Genomic DNA, 16,794 nt, shown 5'->3' with positions numbered 1-16,794 from the left:
GGATTGTTTCAGCGTGAACATTATTATAGGCAACCGCCGGCGGTGGCGTGACGAAACCTTCGCGCTCATCCCCATCTATATATTTGACATAATTATAAAGATGGGGTTTAATGGCGCCATGGCGCAACTGACCGACCAGTTTTTAAAACAGGCTTTCCCCGATATCGGGATGGGCGATGTGCTGCCCGAAAACGGCGCGGAGCAGACCATTCTGGTCGATATCAACGGCACGCTGATCGACGCCAACCACCGCCGCGGGCTTAATCTGGAGTTGTTTGAGTTCCTGACCGAAGCTGAAAAACGCGGATACAGGGTTTTGCTCCATTCCTCCAAGCCGGAGGAAAACATGTCCCTGGTGTTGCCGCTGGTGATGATGCGCAATACGCAATTCAAGGCGTTCGTGGAAACTCGCGATCCGGAATTCGAGCCCATCCTGCACAAGCAGGACACCAACAGCGCGGCCGCGTTCATGACCATCGACGACGAGCATGGCGGCGGGTATCTTTCCAGCGCGCCGCGCCAGTGGGGAGCCAACGACCGGCGCATGTATGCGACCATGGCGGCGTGGGGTGTACCCTTCGCCTATGATCCGCCGCCCGCCCCCCGGCCAGTCATGTAAAACCGGTCATGTAAAACCTCCTGTGTTTTCTTGAAAATCAGCGCATTTGTGGTATATTGAACATGCCGGGTTTCGATCCGGCTATGACGCTACACGCGGATGCGGAATAGGCCTAATGGACCCGGGGGCAGAGCCCGGCGGCTCCACCACAAGTCCCCCATATGTGGGGATTTTTGTGGGGCCGATTTAGGATCGACATGGGTAATAAAGGCGTTTTGCGGTGTCAGGAATGGTGTCCGCCTTTAAACGGGCCATACAAGTAGTTGCCAACGACAACTATGCTCCGGTTGCTCTCGCCGCCTAAGCGGTGCGAAAGACCACTCAGTAGAATCCCTTTGGCTTAGCCGCCTGAGGTGGGGTGCGGGCCGACCTAGCAACAGAACCGGCCCATTTTCTTTTTTGCGTCTTTTGTGCTGTTCCCCCTCCGTCAGCCGTTTCATTTTTCATACAAGAGTCAGGCGCTTCCAGACTCTTGCGCACAGCGATGTCCACACACGGGTATAGACGGGGGGGCGATTTATGATAACCTTTTAACGAATACCTTGCGTGATTCGTTTTACTCGCGCAGGGGTCACACACCATCCAGTCGGCCCGACCAAACACTTATGTCCAATACAGTCTCTCACAGCGTACTCGTCGTCGAGGATAATGATTTTGTCCGGATGCAGATCGTTCGATTTCTTACCGATGCGGGGCATCGATGCCTTGAGGCGTCGGGCGCCGATCAGGGCATCGAGCAGATGACGGAATCTGTCGACGTGATCATCGCCGACGTGCGCATGGAACCGGCGGACGGGTTTGAGTTCATTTCGGCCCTGCGCGCGCGCAATTTCCAGCAGCCGGTGATTCTGGTGACCGGCGACCAGAACCCGGACATCCTTGAAAAATCGTCGCGTTTCAAGGTCGCGACCATTTTGATGAAACCGGTGCAGAAAGACCGGCTTCTCGCGATGGTCGCGCGCGCGATCCAGATGCGACAACGATCGACGTGACGCGCATGGGAAAAGGCACAGGGATCAACGCACAAACGCATCTCCTTCGTACCGCCCTGATGGCGGCCGCGGCGGCATGCGGGCTTGTGCTTGCGTCCTGCGCGCCGATGCAGGCGCCCGATCCACGCGGCGTGTCGATTCCCGCGCCGACGCCGCCGGAAGAACGCCGCCACGCGCTCAACGAAACGCCGGACGGGGTGATGATCGTGCCGCTGGGCAAGGATGTGCTGGTGCCCGCGATGGACGAGGGCGACCCGCTGCCGAGCAAGGAGGTCGGGCCGTTCGAGCTGCGTTCGGAAAACCTGGCGGGCGCGCTGCAACTGATTTTGTCGGATTACGACATCCCGCTTGCGTTTGAAAGCGACAAGGGGATGAAGACCGGGATTACTGTGTCGAACCTTAAGGGTCCGCTCGACAAGGTGGTCGATAAGGTTTGTTCGCTGGCCAATATGTACTGCCTGTATGACGATGGCGTGCTGACCGTGAAGGAAAACCAGACCTTCACCGTTTCGTTGCCGCCACTGCCTGCCGATACAACCTATGATTCCATCGTTACGGGGCTCAAGGCGTTCACCGGGGCCGAAGGCACGGTCGATACCACCACGCGCACGATGATCTATACCGCGACCGAGCGGACCGCGAAAAAGGCCGAGCAGTATTTCGAGCGTCTGCGCAAATCGACCGCGATGATCGTGTATGAAACCTATATCTGGGAGGTCGGTCTGGACGGCGGCAATTCGGCGGGCATCCGCTGGAGCCAGCTGGGCGAGAAACTCGGCGCCTATAATATCGGTTTTTCGCTCGACCAGAACACGACGCTTTCGGATCTCGGTACGCCAATTTCGATCGGTCTGCCGACGCGCGGCGTGCTCAACCTCGCCACCGGGGACGTGTTGCGCTTCATTTCGACGCAAGGTTCGGTCAAGACGATTTCGCAGCCGCAACTGACCGTGCTTTCGGGGTCTGAGGCGGAATTGCGCGTCGCGGAGACCGAGGCCTATGTCGCCTCGCTGACCCGGACCGAAAACACCACCAACAATTCCGAAACCGTGTCGACGACCACGGGGCAGGTCGATACCGGCTTTACGCTCAAGATCGGATCGTCGTGGGATAACGGCACCGTTTACGGCGATATCGACATCGACTTGCAGCAATTGCTTGAATTCCAGGATTTCCCGGCGGGCACCGGCACACTGCGTTTGCCGAAAACCGCGGAACGTCAGCTTAAGACGCAGGTGCGCGTGCGTCCCGGGGACAGCGTGCTGATCGCGGGTCTGGTGCGCGAACGTCAGCAGTACGACAAATCGGGCCTCGGCATGAACAAGCCGATCCTGCCATTTTCACGCACCGGCACCACGTCGAATACCGAATTGGTGTTCCTGTTGCGGCCGCGCGTCATCGTCTATCAGCCGATCGAGGAAATCGAAAAAGACGCGAAGGAGCGCGCACTGCTTACGCTGGCCAACGCGCCGCTACCCAACGCGGTCCAGTATGAAGGGCCGGACGGCGTGCCGAGTTCCGTTCTTGCGCGCAAGGTCGTGGTGCCAAAGCCGTATAATCCCGATCCGTCGATCAAGGATGATGGCACGGTCGCCATCGACAACAAGGGCAAGGCGCTCGACACCGGTGCCAAGCCCGTGATCGCACCGGTATCGCCCGAACCCGTCGTGGTCGGCAAGGCGCCCAAACCATCGGGGCAGGCGAGCGACCTGCCGATGGGGACGTTGCCGAGCAATATGCTCGACCCCTCGCTGGGGGGCACGCCATGATCCGGATTCGCGCTTCATACATTCTGCTGCTGGCGGCGTTGCTGTGCGGGGCTTTCGCTCCGACTTCCGCGCGCGCGCAAAACGCATTCAGCGATCCGGGCATGGATGCCCAGCAAGGCACGGCGGGCGGGTTGGTCGCGGTCGATCCCAAGGTCGACGCGGGCACCATCGAGCCGGGCACCAATACCAGCATGATCGTGCAATTCCGCAACGATTCCGGGCAGGAAGTCGAATTCCGCGACGTCAAACTGTTCCCGTCGTCGAACGTGACCGCGCAGATGTTTTCCGATCAATGCTCGGCCGAGCCGCTGGCGACCGGCGCGCAGTGCGCGGTGGTGATGCAGGTCAAGGGGTTGCAATCCGGCCCGTTCCGGGTCGAGGTCCTGGCGCGGCATACCGGGCGTTCGCGTCTTGTCACCGCCTCGGTCAATGGCACGGTGCAGCAGGGCGCCGACAATCAGGTCAAGGCCAGCGACATCGAGATTACGCCATCCACCGTCGATTTCGGCCAGCTGCAGGACAGCCGCCCGATCATCCGTTCAGTCACGCTGCGCAACATCACGTCCGATGAAATCGCGGTCAACGATCTGTTCATCGACGCGCCTGAAGGGTCGGGCTTCTCGCTCAAGACCGATTGCAAAAGGCTTGAGGCCGGGGCGTCGTGCATCGCCTCGATCGTGTGGTCGCCGCTGACCCGCGGGCCGACATCCGGCGCGCTGGTGGTCCAGCATACGGGCGCGACCGGCGTCGCCACCGCCAACATCACCGGCACGTTCAGCCCGGCGACGACCGAGGCTGCGAAGAAATTCCCTGAACCCGTGCCGGGCAAGGGGTTGCTGGTCGCGTCGGAGGAGGAGATCAATTTCGGCGCGGACATCGCTTCGCAATCCTCGATCGCGGTCAGTTTGGTCAATATCGGCGATGCGCCGCTGACGCTGAGCAAGATCGAGCTTTCGGGTTCGGAGCAGGGTCTCAAAATTTTGCATGACGGCTGCATCGAGGGCATGACGCTGGAGCCGACCGAGGCCTGCCCCCTGACCATCAGCTGGCTTCCGACCAAAAGCGGTACGGTCATCGACGACGTCAAGATCTCCCATTCCGGCGCGCGCGGGGTTCTGGTGCTGCCGATCCGCGGCACGTCGACCGCCACCGTCAATGTCGACAGCAAGCCGATCGTGAGCGTGGTCGAAACCGTGGAAACACCGCAAGGCACCAAGGAAACAGTGGTGAAGCAGACCACGGTCGACAATTCGCCGCCGGTGCTGGACGGATATTCCATCACCTCGCTGGCGACGCGCGGCGCGATCATTTCCGGTCCCGGCGGATCGCGCATGGTGCGCGACGGCCAGACCATCCGGCTGGCGGGACGTGAATGGGTGGTTACTGTGACGCGTGACGGCGTTTCGATGACCAGCGGCAAGAACAAGGTACTTCTGGTGTTCGACCGGTCGCTCGCGGCGCCGGTCACGAGCTCGGGCAGCGACAGCGGCGCGGCCTCGACGGGGACGACGACAACCACGACCACGACGCAGTAACGGACGTACGACGCCATGGGCGAAAGCGAAGGCAGGCAGGCCGAAAAGGCCAGCGAAAAAACCATCCGGCAGCGCCGCACCGGCGAGGGGCGCGAGCGTTATCTGGACATGGTGACGCGCGAGCGGCAGATGCTGATGCAGCAGGGCATCAGCCGGTCCACCGAACAATTGCTGGACGCCGCCGGCGCGCTGAACCTGACGCAGGAAGAAACGCAGGCGCGGGCCAAGGACACGGCGACGGGCGACCAGTTGCGTTCGATTTTGCCGGTGCAGGCATGGCTGCCCTTGTCGATCCACCTGATCGGGCTTGATCGCGGCATGCTCAAGGTCGCGCCTCTGCACGACATGAACGAACGGCAGAAGGAAACGCTGGTTTCGGTCGTGCGCCGCACAGGGTTCCGGGTCGAAAGCCTTGAGACGGAAATCTGGGACCGGGCGGAGTTGATCGAAACGCTGCGCACGGTGCACGATCTTTCGGCCGACCGCTGCGAAAAGACGTTGGCGGAATGGCTTTCCGACATCGACAACGGGTTGATGCTCAACCAGTTTCTGCGCGACATGCTGGCCGAGGCGTTGCAGATGCGCGCATCGGATATCCATCTGGTGCAGGACAACAACCCCGATGCGCCGAACTGGATCAAATACCGTATCGACGGCGATCTTATGCCGATGCATCTTTTGCCCGCCGATGCGATGGCGCGTCTGACCACGCTGCTCAAGCGCGACGCGGGGCTCAATTTCGGCGACCGGACGACGCCCAAGGACGGGCGTTTCGGGTTTGTGTGGCAGGCGCGCCAGATCGACGTCCGTGTCGCGGCGGGGCCGCAGGGGCAGGACGGCGAGAAGCTGACCTTGCGTTTGCTTGACCGCGCCGGGCTTAAAGGATTCGAGGAACTGTTCCGTCGCCACGGCGAAGTTTCGGATTATCTGGAAAAACTGCTTTCGCCGGAAATCAAGGGTGGCGGCGGGTTGATCCTTTTGTCCGGTCCCACCGGGTCGGGCAAGACCACGACCCTTTACGCCTGCGTCCAGCAGATCGACCGGCGGCGGCGCCACGTGCTGACCATCGAGGATCCGATCGAATACGAGCTGCGCTATGCCACACAATGGCAGGTGCGCCCCGGCATGCGGGGCGGGGAATTCGCCGACCTGATCCGCGCATCGATGCGTCACGACCCGGATTACATCATCATCGGCGAGATGCGGGACGGCGAAACGGTCGAAACCGCCTTGCGTGCGACCGAATCCGGCCACACCGTGATTTCGACCATTCACGCCGACACGGCGTTGCAGACTTTCGAGCGTCTGCGCTCCCTGATGCCGCACGAGCGCGAACGGGCATCGACCTATACGTTGGCGCAGCAGGTCAAGGCTGTCCTGAACCAGCGTCTGGTCAAAACCCTGTGTCAGGGATGCGCCCACAAGACGCGCGCGGACGAATTGCTGAGCGAGGTCGAGCTTGCTCGTTTGGGTCTTGCCGGCAATACCGGGGTGGCCAAGCACAATCAGGCGGGGTGCGATCTGTGCAACCGCACAGGCATCCTTGGCCGGACGTTGCTTTTGGATGCGCTTTTGATTACCGCGCCGGTCAGCGAACGCAACGGTGTTTACAAATCGTTAAGACAAAACGTGAATGATGTGCTGGACGAACCGGGCGTGATTTTCCGCTCGCGCCGCGAAGGCGTGATCGAATTGATGACCAGCGGTCTGGTCGATCCGCGCGCGGGCATCCTGTATATCGACGAATAATCCGCGCGCGATTGAAAAACCGGGCCGGGGTTTTGAAGGAAACAGGACATGCAGCAATGGCTGGCTGAAGTCGCGTACGAGACACGTTCGGGCACCAAGCGTGTCACCGAAGCCTATTTCCTGCCCACTTTGGCCGATGTGCGGCGCGAGATCACCAAAAAGGGCGCGTTCCCGCTTTCCATCCGTCCTTACCAGCGCAGCCCGATGGAGCGGATGCTGGCGCGGTCGAGCTGGTGGCAGGTGCAGCTTTTGCGCGGCATCCAGTTCCGCGCGGGCATGACCAGCCCCGGCGTCGCGCTGTGGAAGATGATCAGCGCCGAAACCAATCCGCGCCGCCAGAACATCCTTGCCCCCGCGCGCGAGGCGCTTTCGCAAGGTCTGGGCGTGATGGACGCGCTTAAATCGCTGAACATCTTCGAGCACAACACGCTGGCCATCCTTGCCGCGTCGGAAAAGGCGAACAAGCTTTCGGAAGGGATACCCTACGCGATCGAGTCGATCACGCAAAAACGGCGTAATTCGGCCAAGATCAAGGGGACCATGGCGTGGCTTGGCTTCGACGTGTTTTCGATCCTGCAGGGTATGATCTGGGGCAAAGACATGGTGTTGGGCTATTTCCATGGCCATGCGCCCAAGGACCCGTCCAAACTAGAGGAATTCAACCGCGTCGTTCACAATCTGGAATTGACCTGGAACGCGCTGATCGTCATCGCCATCGGCATGGCCGCGTTCATGATCTGGTGCTTGCTGTCTTTTTGGTACAACCGCGGCAAAACCGACTTTCCGACCGCGCGCATCGTGCGCAAAATCCCGCTGATCGGGGCTTACATGCGTGATCTGGGCTTCGCCGATTCGATGTCGGCGGGCGCAAGGATGATTCGCGGCAACGTGCCGATCGGTGAAACCTTCAAGCAGGCATCGCAGGCGACGTCGATGCCTGATGTCACGCAGTACTGGCTGACCTGTTACGAGGAATTGCAGCGCGGCGTCAGTCTGGGCATCGCCCTTGACCGCGAACCGCTTTCAAGAGGCGAGCGTCTGGAACTCGCCACCTTGTCCGACCTGGCTCAAGTGGCTACAATCATGGAGTCCATCGCGGAAATGCGGACGGAGGCGGCCAAAACCAAGCACAGCTTGATCGTCTGGCTGGCTTTCGGCCTGACCGCGCTTTACCTGTTGCTGGCATTCGGTTCGGCGATTTTCGCGCTGACCGTCATGAACATGTCGATGGACAGCATGGTCAGTGACCTGATGGGGACGTGATGAGCGATAGCGTTGCAGCTGTTGATGCCGGTGCGCCGGCCCAAAGGCCGAACAAGCCTTCCATGCTTGACCGGGCGGCGGGCGATACCGCTCGTGTACCTGCAACGTTGACGCCGGTGTTGCCGCACGAGCTGGTCGCCGGGTCGGTGCCCGCCGTGATCGGGCTTGAAGAAAGCGCGGTGTGGAATGCCGCCGTGCAGGCCTGCGGGACCGAGCGCGTGCATTATGTGTTCACGGTCGAATCCGGGCGGTGCTGGTATCTGGCGGTGCCGTCCGCGGCGTTGGCGTCGGATCCGGATTCGTGGTGCCCTTTGGCCGCGGCCCTGCCGGGCAATTCGGAATACTGGGATAAGGAAACCGTCTATCTTTACGAGCATGAGGGGCAGGCGGGCGCCCTGCGCTGGGACCCGGAAACGGGGCGGATGCAGCTGTTTTTAGGCCCATCGCGGACGATCCTGCCGCGGGTCCAATCGCTGGACGCCAATTTCGTGACCATCAATCCGCTGATGGCCCAGCTGGTGCCGTGGCGCAACAAGGATCTGCGCACCGACCAGCTGTCGCGCGCGGCCGGCCGGATCCTTTTATACAGCGGGTTGAGCGTGACGCTGATCGCGTTGGCACTGATGATCGTGACCTATCTGGCGGCGGCTTTGTTGCAACCGCAGCTTGAAAACGCGCGTTCGAAGGTCGATACCGCCACCAACAACCTGATGACCAACGCCTCGACCGCGCTGGAATCCGATGTTTTCAAGCATTTCAACCGGATACAGGAGCTTCTGGACGCGCTGTACGGCCTTAAGGGCACGCTGGTGCGGTATGAAGTCAAGCAAGACGGTTCCGTGGAATGGGAGGCGCTGGTGCCCCCCGCCTATACGGCCGGATCGTCGGAAGCGCTGCGTGGGTCTGCCCCCGTTGGCGGGGTCGAAAAAGACGGGCGTGTTCGCATCCGCGGCACGCAATAAGGCGGTTTTAATCTTCACAAGATTATGATTATAGGGGACAATATGCGCTGACTCCCCCGGTGCCCGGAGGCCCGATTCGCTTGAAATTCGATAAAGATACCATCAAACGCTATCTCTCGCCCAATGCGTACAAGGATCTTGACGTATTCCTTGAGCAATTGCCGATGCGCGCGGGACAGGGCATCATCATCGCCGGAGTCGCGGCGTGGCTGGCGGCCGGGTGTTGCGTCGTCTACGTCACCATGCAGGCCAGCAACATCCTGCATCTGCGTGCCGATATCCTGAAGGCCGAAAGCCTGACTCCCACCGTGCCCGTGATCACCAAGGTGCCGGTTCCGGGCACGGAGGTGGAGGATTTCACCAAAAAACTTTCCGACCTGTATCCGCAAATCAATTTCGTCGGTCAGGCCAACCGGATCGAGATGCGCAGCGCCGATACCGCGAAATATGGCGCGTTCCGCGAGGCAGTCGGCCATGCGTTCAACGGCGGGCGCGGCTGGCGTCTGCAGGTCGAGTCCTTATGCGTCGGACGCGAGTGCAAAAACAATCTGGGGCTTTTCGGGGCGTTTAGCGTTAACCGTTTGCGGGTGGACAAACCCGCCGGGTAAGGGCCTAATGGAAGTAATGGATTCAGTGGGTGCGGTTTTTCCGCCCCGGACAACACAAAGGAGCGTTAAACAATGGTAAAACACAGACAACAAAGCGGGAACGTGCTGTTCCTGATCCTGATCGCGGTGGCGCTGTTCGCGGCGCTGTCCTATGCGGTCACGCAATCTTCGCGATCGGGTTCTGATGCTTCCAAGGAAACCAACGTGATCAACACCGCGTCGCTTACTCAGTATCCGAATTCGGTGCGGACGGCGGTATTGCGCCTGATCATTTCGGGCATCGATCCGCTGGACATCTATTTCAACCGGCCGGACGAATTCTCTGGCGTCGGTAATACTTTCTTCGTCGGCAAAGAATCGCGCGGCGTCTTCCACCCGCAGGGCGGGGGCGCGGCGTATCAGCAGATTCCGGCCAACCTGACATCGGGTGGTACACCGATCGACTGGAAGTTCAACGCGGATTTCGAAATTCCGCTTCTGGGTCTGTCCCAGACCGGATCGGGCAGCGGCAACGAGCTGATCGCCTTCGGCGACGGCATCACGCAAAGCATCTGCGCGCGCGTGAACAAGGAGCTTCACTCGGACGAGACGATCCCGGTCATCAATACCGCGCTGACCATCAGCAACAACCGGACGGCCACGACCGCCGCGCCGACAAACCCGACGACCGAGACCGCGGTTCTGACCTCGGATACGCCGGCGTCGCCCAACTGGTTCTCGAACAAGGCGTTCGGCTGCTTCCAGAACGGGTCGAGCGGCAGTTACGTGTTCTATTACGTGATGGCCGAGCGGTAAGGTTATCCGCCATCTTTTCCTTTTCGACAGGCCCGGCTTCGGGCCTGTCTTTTTTTCGCCGGGTTTGTCTGTCATGATCATATGGGCATTAGCGGGGAGATTCGCATGAACAGGCACGGTTCGCAGCGCGGCAGCGCGCTGATCTACATTCTGATCGCGATCGCGCTGATCGCGGCGCTGACGGCGGTGTTCATGCAGCCCGCCTCGCAGCAGGCGCAAACCCAGAACAGTTTCAAGCTGGCGGCGGAGCTGAACGGGCAGGTGCAGTTGATCCGCGCCGCAATTCAGGATTGCATCTTGCAATACCCGGAAGGCGACAATCACATCAACGTCGTCGGGTATCACGCCAATTATCCGCTTGAGCCGGATTCATCCTATTTGCCCAGCGGTTACGCCGCGTCCGACAAATCGGTGGCAGGGCTGCGCTGTCCCGGCAACAATCCGGGCGGCGCCAACACCGATCAGCACCAACCGATGTTCGGCGGCGATACAGGCCGGTTCATGCCTGCGACGCCTGCGCTATTCACGCCATGGATTTATCGCAACGGCACCAACATGACCATCGACGGCCAGAACGTGACGGGCGTGTTCTTCCAGATTTCGACCACCGCGACCGACCCCTATCTGGCCGAGGCAATGCAGAAGGTCGACGAGCAATTCACCCAGTGCGAGTCGGATTATATCGAAGGCGATGGCACGAATGGCTGTACCAACGGGTCGAAATGCCTGCGTATCTGGATCAAACGCGTGGCGCCGTCCTGTCCATAAAATTCAATTATTTTAACAGGTTGTGAAATGTTTTCCCCGCAGATGCGGGGCTTAACCATTTTTTTGTGTCATGGTCCCTGTCCTGGGCGTAGCGTGAACCCGTTCTGGTAATTGATAACCAGTCATGGGAGGGGCAAATGGCCATTGGCGCTATCACTTCCATCCTGCCGGGCGCTTCCGCTTCGCTGCAGAATGTTTCGACCACATCGTCGACGGGGAATTCGACTGTCGCGTCGACCACGATTGTCAGTCAGACTTCGACCACCAGTGTCACTGGTCAGGTGACGACCGTCACGGTCTATGCCGATGGCAGAATCAAGACCACGGTATCGGAGGGCGATAGCGTCGTCCTGTCTTCGACCAAGCATCCGTACGCGGCTTAGCGGAATTTCTTATCAGGCGTATTGCTTGAGAAGCCTTGCGGCTTCCTCGCGCACGCGGGCGAATTCCTGTTCGATCGCGGGGACCAGTGGCGCGCTTTTCGCCAGATCCTTGGCGTCGTCCTGAAGCTTGGCGGCGATATCGCCCAAAACCATGCAACAAGCCGAACGTGCCGCGCCTTTCAGGCTGTGCGCCGCTTCCTCAAGGTCGTGGGCATTGCCGGAATCATAGGCGGCACGGATGCGGGCGACCACGGGTTCGGTCATGTCGCAGAACATACCCACCATTTCCAGCGTACCGGCATCGACGCTGCCCATCTGCGCGGCCATGGCCTCAAGGTCGATAGCCGGGCCCGTGTCGGCGTTGGCGGCGGGCGCGGACGGTTCCGCCGCTGCGGGTTCTGGATCCGGGGTTTTCATCGCTTCGGACGCGGCGATGCCCTGATTTTCCGAGATCAGGCCCCAGCGCACCAGCAGGTGGCGTAATTGGCCCAGACTTACGGGTTTAAGCAGGCATTCGTCGAAGCCTTCCTTGAGATAGATCTGGCGTTGCGCCATCTGGACGTCCGCAGTCAGCACGATCACCGGCAGACGTGGGCGCGACGGGTCCGCCTCTTCCTGTTCGCGGATCGCGCGCACCAGCATGTAGCCGTCCATTTCCGGCATGTGCAGATCGGTGAAAAGGATGCCGTATGCGCCGGTCTTGAGTTTTTCCAGCGCTTCCGCCCCGTTGATCACGAAATCGACCTCCGCCCCGCCCAGCGATTCGATCTGCTTTTGCAGGATGTTGCGCACGATGTCGGTGTCCTCGGCGATCAGCAGGCGGCGCGGTCCGGTCAGCATTTCCGAGCCGCGGCGCGCGTTGTCCTTGACCGCTTCGCCAAGGCCGAGGCGGCTGGCCGGTTTGGAAAGATAGGTCGCGCCCAGCATCCTGATCTGGTGCTGCAACGCGTAGTCATCGTGGACCGTGTACATGACAAGGCCGGTCGACGGGCGCAGGTCGTTGATTTCGCGCATCAGCTCCAGCCCGTTGCCGTCGGGCAAGCCGTGGTCGATGACCGCGACGTCGAACGGGCGGCGTTTGATGAGGTCGAGACCCTCTTGATAGAATGAACATGCCTCGACATCCGCGCCCATGGATTTGAGGGAGGAGACGATTTCCTTGCGTCCTTGTGGATGATCCTCGACCACCAGCACGGCCAGACCGTCGAGCTTGGGCAGGCTGACGGTGTTGTCGGAGGTGTGGATGGCAAGTGTCGGGATCTCGAACCAGAAGGTCGATCCCTTGCCGATTTCGGAATAAACGCCGATCTCGCCGCCCATCAGGGTCACGAGTTTTTTGCAGATGGACAGGCCAAGGCCGGTGCCGCCGAATTTTCGCGTGGTGCTGCTGTCGGCCTGGGTGAAGGACTGGAACAGGCGCGCGCAGGTTTCCTCGCTCATGCCCATGCCGGTGTCGACCACTTCAAAGCGAATGACGATACCGTCGGGGTCGACGGGCTTGACGTGCTTCGCGTTCGTGGTGACGCGCAGCGTCACCGAGCCTTCCTTGGTGAATTTGAGCGAGTTGCTCATGAAGTTGATCAGGATTTGGCGCAGGCGCTTGGGGTCGCCCTTGATGACGAAGGGGACGCCCTGTTCGATATCGTCGAGCAGCGCGACATTGCCGTGGCGCTTGACCGAAAGCGCCTCGACCGTGCCGCGCGCGAGCATGCGCACCGGCACCTCGAACTGGTCGAGTTCCATTTTGTCGGCGTCGAGTTTGGCGAGATCAAGGACGTCGTCGAGAATTTCAAGCAGGCCGGAGGCCGAAGCCTTGGCGGTGTTGATCATCTCCTCCATCGCGGGGGAGAGTTTTTCCTGTCCGATCAACTCCAGAAAACCGAACACCGCCTGCATGGGGGTGCGGATCTCGTGGCTCATGGTCGCGAGCAGGTTGGATTTCATCTCCGCCGCGCGTTCGGAGGCGCGGATCGCTTCGAGAAGTTTTTCCTCGTACATCTTGGTCGTGGTGGTGTCGAGGAACCACAGGGCGTAGGACGGCACGCCCTTGTAGGTCAGAAGCTCGCCCTTGACCCGCATCCAGCGGTCCTGCTTGATTTCCGCGATATGGACCGCGATTTCGTGCTCGAAGGACCGGGGATGGTTGTACAGCGCCATCTCGATTTCCGGTCCGAAGAATTCGGCCAGAAGCTGGTTTTTGACGATTCCGCGAAAGCCGATCAGCGGTCCGAAGGCCGGGTTGGCATAGGTGATCGAATAATCCCGGCCGTTGACCAGACAGAAGCCGAAGGGCGCGGTGTCGATCACCGAGAGGAAATCAGCCTGCAGGCCCTGAATCATTGGTGTTCGACCTTTTTAACCATAATGGACGTCATGGACGCTGTTGATTCTATCTGATTTTCGGCATCGCCCCAAGATACCTGCAAAATATGAAAATTTTTTAAATTCAAAAGGATGGACGCTAAAACCCGGGCGTGGTCTTATGACTTTTCAAAGACGTTTTTTTGGAGATTTGCATGGGTTTGAAGGTAGCTGTTGTCGGGGCCACGGGCGCGGTCGGGCGTGAGATGCTGGCGACGCTGGCGGCGCGGCAATTTCCGGCGGATACGGTGGTGGCGCTGGCCTCCCGTCAGTCGGCGGGGCGCGAGGTGTCGTTCGGGGACGACAAGGTTTTGAAGGTCGAGGCGCTGGACGGGTATGATTTTCGTGGCACCGACATCGTCCTGTCCTCGCCTGGCGGAAAGGTGTCGGCGGAATTCGCGCCGCTGGCGGCGCAGGCAGGGGCGGTGGTCATCGACAATACTTCGCATTTTCGCATGGATCCGGACGTGCCGCTGGTGGTGCCCGAGGTCAATCCGGAGGCGATCGCGGATTATAAAAAGCGCAATATCATCGCCAATCCCAATTGTTCGACCATCCAGATGGTGGTCGCGCTCAAGCCGCTGCACGATATCGCGACGCTCAAACGCGTGGTGGTCGCGACCTATCAATCGACGTCGGGCGCGGGCAAGGACGGGATGGACGAATTGTTCGAGCAGTCGCGCAAATTCTTCGTTTCCGACGCGGTGAAGCCGGAAATCTTCCAAAAGCAGATCGCCTTCAACGTCATTCCGCAGATCGACGTGTTCATGGACGACGGCAGCACCAAGGAAGAATGGAAGATGATGGTGGAAACCAAAAAGATCATGGGTACCGACATCAAGGTATCCGCGTCCTGCGTACGGGTGCCGGTCTTTATCGGTCATGCTGAGGCGGTGCACGCCGAATTCGCGGACGAAATGACGCCGAAAATCGCGCGTGCGGCCTGGAAAAAGGCGCCCGGCATCACGGTGATCGAGCGCGAAAGCGAGATGGAATACGTGACGCCCGCCGAAATCGCGGGCGAAGACGACGTGTTCATCAGCCGTATCCGGCAGGATATCAGCGTCGATAACGGGCTGGCTTTCTGGTGCGTCGCGGATAACGTACGCAAGGGCGCGGCGCTTAACGCCGTCCAGATCGCGGAGATCCTTGCGCAAAAATATCTTTGATTGTCGCGTAAGGATATGGCGCGATTTCGCAACTGCGAAGTCGCATGGGCGCAAAGTTTCCGAAACAAAAAGTACAAGTTCAGCTTTTTGCCTGAAGTTTGGAAAAAATAAAGAATTCTTGATTCCGGTGCGGCAGTTTGTCTAAGGTTTGCGTCCGTAGAACCGGTATAGGATTGATTCGACCATGACCGTTCCGTTCCCGCTTCCCGATATTACTTTGACTGCCGTACGCGCCGCTCAGGTGCGGGATGTGCTGCGCCAGATGACCGGAATGCTGGAAAAAACGCATGCGGTCGATTCCGCGGCGATGGCCCAGTTGCTGATGGACGCGGAAACCACTGGCGGGTCTGCGATCGGCGACGGGATCGCCGTGATCAGCGCGCGGGTGCCGGTTGATGTCGCGCCGCGCCGCCTGTGCGCTTTCGCGCGGCTGGAACGTCCGCTGGCGTTTCGTGGGGTTGAAACCCATCCCTGCGACATTGTCTATATGATGGTGACGCCGGAGCACGAGGCGCAGGCGCATCTGCGCGATCTTTCGGCGATCATCCGCGCCTTACGCGATCGTGATTTCGTGGCCCGGCTGCGCGAGGCCGACACGCCGGAGCGCGTCGCCAATCTGTTTCGCGCGCGCGACATGGCGCTTACCCGCGCGGCCTGATTTTTTGTAATTTGCCTTTTTAAAGCCTACTGCACCATCACCGGCAGCAGATCGCGTTCGCGCGCGGCCAGCGCGGCCAGATCCTCACTGGCCTCCAGCCCCAGCTTTGTGCCATCGGCACCGTGCAGGGCATAGGCGGGAATGCCGCCCATGTCGATGCGCCGGACATAGGCGACCAAAGGCACGCCAAGGGCCTGGAATTCGGATGCGTTCATGGTGCGGATCATATCGGCGGCGTTGTGCGGCGCGGTGATGCGGTTCATGACTGTCTTCCTTCCACCTCGATGATCTTTTCGGCCGGTTTGGCCGTTTTCGTACCTGCCTTCTGGATCCGGATTTTCTGGACCTGGCTTTCCGGCACGATGCGGCGCAGGTCGATATGGAGCAGGCCGTTGTCCAGCGTCGCTTCGCCGATTTCGATTCCGTCGGCCAGTACAAAAGCGCGCTGGAACTGGCGGGCGGCGATGCCGCGATGCAGGAAGATTCGCGCCGGTTCTTCCGTCTGTCTGCCGCGAATCGTCAACTGGTTGTTGTCGATCTCGACGTCGAGATCGTCCATCGAAAACCCGGCGACCGCCAGCGTGATGCGCAGGCCGTTTTCGCCGATTTGTTCGATGTTATAGGGCGGGTATCCGTCGCCGCCGGATTTCTTCAACCGGTCGAGCGAGCGTTCAAAATGCTCAAAGCCCAAAAAAAGCGGGGAATCAAAAAGTGTCAGGCGCGTCATTTTCTTGTCCTTTGCAAAGAAGCGACAAATTCATGCCGTTTCGTCATCGTTCGATGACGAAAGCATTCAGACGCAACGCAGGCTTCGCGCTATCGCGCGGGCTTGCAGTCGCAATCCTCATACCGATTTTTATCAAGAAATAAAAACCGGTATCACCGGCCCGATGGCACCGGCAGGGGGAGTATATAGGATTATAATCTTGAAGGGCGAGTCTATTTTTTGCTGAAAACCCGGTCGCAATAACCGCAGGTCACGGTGTCCGCGCTATCAAAGCTGTAATAGACGCGCGGGTGGCCAAGTGCGCCGTTGCCGCCATCGCAGGCGACTTCGTCGGCGCCTTTGGGGACCTGGATGTGGGTCGGTGCGGTTTTGGGGGCGGCGGTCATGGCGAGGGTTAACGCTTTGCTTACGGGTTACGGGCTATACATTGAGGGTA

Annotated in this window: 17 protein-coding genes and 1 other RNA gene; 14 read left to right on the top strand and 4 right to left on the bottom strand. The window is 60.0% G+C overall.

Annotation, left to right across the window (positions count from 1 at the left end; translation table 11 throughout):
- The first annotated feature begins 118 nt into the window (after positions 1 to 118).
- From H6866_03800 to H6866_03745, 12 genes are all read left to right on the top strand, one after another.
- Complete coding sequence (locus tag H6866_03800) at positions 119 to 619, top strand: hypothetical protein (protein ID USO08345.1); 501 nt, start codon at positions 119 to 121, stop codon at positions 617 to 619.
- Positions 620 to 645: 26 nt separating this feature from the next.
- Positions 646 to 1,011: a transfer-messenger RNA gene (gene ssrA, locus H6866_03795) on the top strand.
- A 213-nt stretch (positions 1,012 to 1,224) separates the two neighbouring features.
- Complete coding sequence (locus H6866_03790) at positions 1,225 to 1,611, top strand: response regulator (GenBank protein ID USO08344.1); 387 nt, start codon at positions 1,225 to 1,227, stop codon at positions 1,609 to 1,611.
- A 5-nt stretch (positions 1,612 to 1,616) separates the two neighbouring features.
- Positions 1,617 to 3,380 (top strand): type II and III secretion system family protein, encoded by a 1,764-nt coding sequence (locus tag H6866_03785; protein USO08343.1) that lies wholly within the window; start codon positions 1,617 to 1,619, stop codon positions 3,378 to 3,380.
- Positions 3,377 to 4,915 (top strand): choice-of-anchor D domain-containing protein, encoded by a 1,539-nt coding sequence (locus H6866_03780; protein ID USO08342.1) that lies wholly within the window; start codon positions 3,377 to 3,379, stop codon positions 4,913 to 4,915. The genes H6866_03785 and H6866_03780 overlap by 4 nt, the downstream gene beginning before the upstream one ends.
- A 15-nt stretch (positions 4,916 to 4,930) precedes the next feature.
- The gene (tadA, locus tag H6866_03775; protein ID USO08341.1) at positions 4,931 to 6,664 is read left to right on the top strand and encodes a Flp pilus assembly complex ATPase component TadA; all 1,734 of its coding nucleotides are present in this window, start codon (positions 4,931 to 4,933) and stop codon (positions 6,662 to 6,664) included.
- Positions 6,665 to 6,712: 48 nt separating this feature from the next.
- A complete protein-coding gene (locus H6866_03770) occupies positions 6,713 to 7,927 on the top strand; it encodes a type II secretion system F family protein (GenBank protein USO08340.1) in 1,215 nt (404 codons plus the stop codon).
- On the top strand, positions 7,927 to 8,889 hold the full coding sequence (locus H6866_03765; protein USO08339.1) for a hypothetical protein: 963 nt from the start codon (positions 7,927 to 7,929) through the stop codon (positions 8,887 to 8,889). Before H6866_03770 ends, H6866_03765 begins: the two co-directional genes overlap by 1 nt.
- An 80-nt stretch (positions 8,890 to 8,969) precedes the next feature.
- The gene (locus H6866_03760) at positions 8,970 to 9,497 is read left to right on the top strand and encodes a hypothetical protein (protein ID USO08338.1); all 528 of its coding nucleotides are present in this window, start codon (positions 8,970 to 8,972) and stop codon (positions 9,495 to 9,497) included.
- 72 nt (positions 9,498 to 9,569) lie between these two features.
- Positions 9,570 to 10,292 carry a hypothetical protein gene (locus H6866_03755; GenBank protein USO08337.1) on the top strand — a complete coding sequence of 241 codons (723 nt, stop codon included), beginning with the start codon at positions 9,570 to 9,572 and terminating at the stop codon, positions 10,290 to 10,292.
- A 105-nt stretch (positions 10,293 to 10,397) separates the two neighbouring features.
- On the top strand, positions 10,398 to 11,060 hold the full coding sequence (locus tag H6866_03750) for a hypothetical protein (protein ID USO08336.1): 663 nt from the start codon (positions 10,398 to 10,400) through the stop codon (positions 11,058 to 11,060).
- 137 nt (positions 11,061 to 11,197) lie between these two features.
- The gene (locus H6866_03745; protein ID USO08335.1) at positions 11,198 to 11,443 is read left to right on the top strand and encodes a hypothetical protein; all 246 of its coding nucleotides are present in this window, start codon (positions 11,198 to 11,200) and stop codon (positions 11,441 to 11,443) included.
- A gap of 12 nt (positions 11,444 to 11,455) precedes the next feature.
- On the opposite strand, the gene H6866_03740 is transcribed toward H6866_03745, so the two are convergent.
- Positions 11,456 to 13,783 (bottom strand): response regulator, encoded by a 2,328-nt coding sequence (locus H6866_03740; protein USO08334.1) that lies wholly within the window; start codon positions 13,781 to 13,783, stop codon positions 11,456 to 11,458.
- A 176-nt stretch (positions 13,784 to 13,959) separates the two neighbouring features.
- On the opposite strand from H6866_03740, the gene H6866_03735 reads away from it, so the two are divergent.
- Together H6866_03735 and H6866_03730 are read left to right on the top strand one after the other, a co-directional pair.
- Positions 13,960 to 14,973: an aspartate-semialdehyde dehydrogenase gene (locus tag H6866_03735; GenBank protein ID USO08333.1), complete on the top strand. Its 1,014-nt coding sequence runs from the start codon at positions 13,960 to 13,962 to the stop codon at positions 14,971 to 14,973.
- A gap of 184 nt (positions 14,974 to 15,157) precedes the next feature.
- Positions 15,158 to 15,631 (top strand): PTS sugar transporter subunit IIA, encoded by a 474-nt coding sequence (locus tag H6866_03730; GenBank protein USO08332.1) that lies wholly within the window; start codon positions 15,158 to 15,160, stop codon positions 15,629 to 15,631.
- A 26-nt stretch (positions 15,632 to 15,657) separates the two neighbouring features.
- On the opposite strand, the gene H6866_03725 is transcribed toward H6866_03730, so the two are convergent.
- The 3 genes from H6866_03725 to H6866_03715 form a co-directional block, all read right to left on the bottom strand.
- Entirely contained in the window at positions 15,658 to 15,894 is a 237-nt protein-coding gene (locus H6866_03725) for a DUF1150 family protein (protein USO08331.1), read from the bottom strand.
- Complete coding sequence (locus H6866_03720; GenBank protein USO08330.1) at positions 15,891 to 16,358, bottom strand: Hsp20 family protein; 468 nt, start codon at positions 16,356 to 16,358, stop codon at positions 15,891 to 15,893. The genes H6866_03725 and H6866_03720 overlap by 4 nt, the downstream gene beginning before the upstream one ends.
- Positions 16,359 to 16,570: 212 nt before the next feature.
- Positions 16,571 to 16,744 carry a zinc-finger domain-containing protein gene (locus H6866_03715; GenBank protein USO08329.1) on the bottom strand — a complete coding sequence of 58 codons (174 nt, stop codon included), beginning with the start codon at positions 16,742 to 16,744 and terminating at the stop codon, positions 16,571 to 16,573.
- Between the last annotated feature and the right edge of the window lie 50 nt (positions 16,745 to 16,794).

This window comes from Rhodospirillales bacterium (assembly GCA_023898805.1).
Lineage (GTDB): Bacteria > Pseudomonadota > Alphaproteobacteria > Micavibrionales > UBA1664 > UBA6145.
This window is presented reverse-complemented; position numbering and strand designations above follow the sequence as displayed.

What these genes read in the sequence shown, in the direction of transcription:
- H6866_03750 (USO08336.1), top strand. Translation starts at nt 10,398, where the DNA reads ATGAACAGGCACGGTTCGCAGCGCGGCAGCGCGCTGATCTACATTCTG.
- H6866_03715 (USO08329.1), bottom strand. Translation starts at nt 16,744, where the DNA reads ATGACCGCCGCCCCCAAAACCGCACCGACCCACATCCAGGTCCCCAAA.
- H6866_03780 (USO08342.1), top strand. Translation starts at nt 3,377, where the DNA reads ATGATCCGGATTCGCGCTTCATACATTCTGCTGCTGGCGGCGTTGCTG.
- H6866_03730 (USO08332.1), top strand. Translation starts at nt 15,158, where the DNA reads ATGACCGTTCCGTTCCCGCTTCCCGATATTACTTTGACTGCCGTACGC.
- H6866_03725 (USO08331.1), bottom strand. Translation starts at nt 15,894, where the DNA reads ATGAACCGCATCACCGCGCCGCACAACGCCGCCGATATGATCCGCACC.
- H6866_03755 (USO08337.1), top strand. Translation starts at nt 9,570, where the DNA reads ATGGTAAAACACAGACAACAAAGCGGGAACGTGCTGTTCCTGATCCTG.
- H6866_03745 (USO08335.1), top strand. Translation starts at nt 11,198, where the DNA reads ATGGCCATTGGCGCTATCACTTCCATCCTGCCGGGCGCTTCCGCTTCG.
- H6866_03790 (USO08344.1), top strand. Translation starts at nt 1,225, where the DNA reads ATGTCCAATACAGTCTCTCACAGCGTACTCGTCGTCGAGGATAATGAT.
- H6866_03800 (USO08345.1), top strand. Translation starts at nt 119, where the DNA reads ATGGCGCAACTGACCGACCAGTTTTTAAAACAGGCTTTCCCCGATATC.
- tadA (USO08341.1), top strand. Translation starts at nt 4,931, where the DNA reads ATGGGCGAAAGCGAAGGCAGGCAGGCCGAAAAGGCCAGCGAAAAAACC.
- H6866_03735 (USO08333.1), top strand. Translation starts at nt 13,960, where the DNA reads ATGGGTTTGAAGGTAGCTGTTGTCGGGGCCACGGGCGCGGTCGGGCGT.
- H6866_03765 (USO08339.1), top strand. Translation starts at nt 7,927, where the DNA reads ATGAGCGATAGCGTTGCAGCTGTTGATGCCGGTGCGCCGGCCCAAAGG.
- H6866_03785 (USO08343.1), top strand. Translation starts at nt 1,617, where the DNA reads ATGGGAAAAGGCACAGGGATCAACGCACAAACGCATCTCCTTCGTACC.
- H6866_03720 (USO08330.1), bottom strand. Translation starts at nt 16,358, where the DNA reads ATGACGCGCCTGACACTTTTTGATTCCCCGCTTTTTTTGGGCTTTGAG.
- H6866_03770 (USO08340.1), top strand. Translation starts at nt 6,713, where the DNA reads ATGCAGCAATGGCTGGCTGAAGTCGCGTACGAGACACGTTCGGGCACC.
- H6866_03740 (USO08334.1), bottom strand. Translation starts at nt 13,783, where the DNA reads ATGATTCAGGGCCTGCAGGCTGATTTCCTCTCGGTGATCGACACCGCG.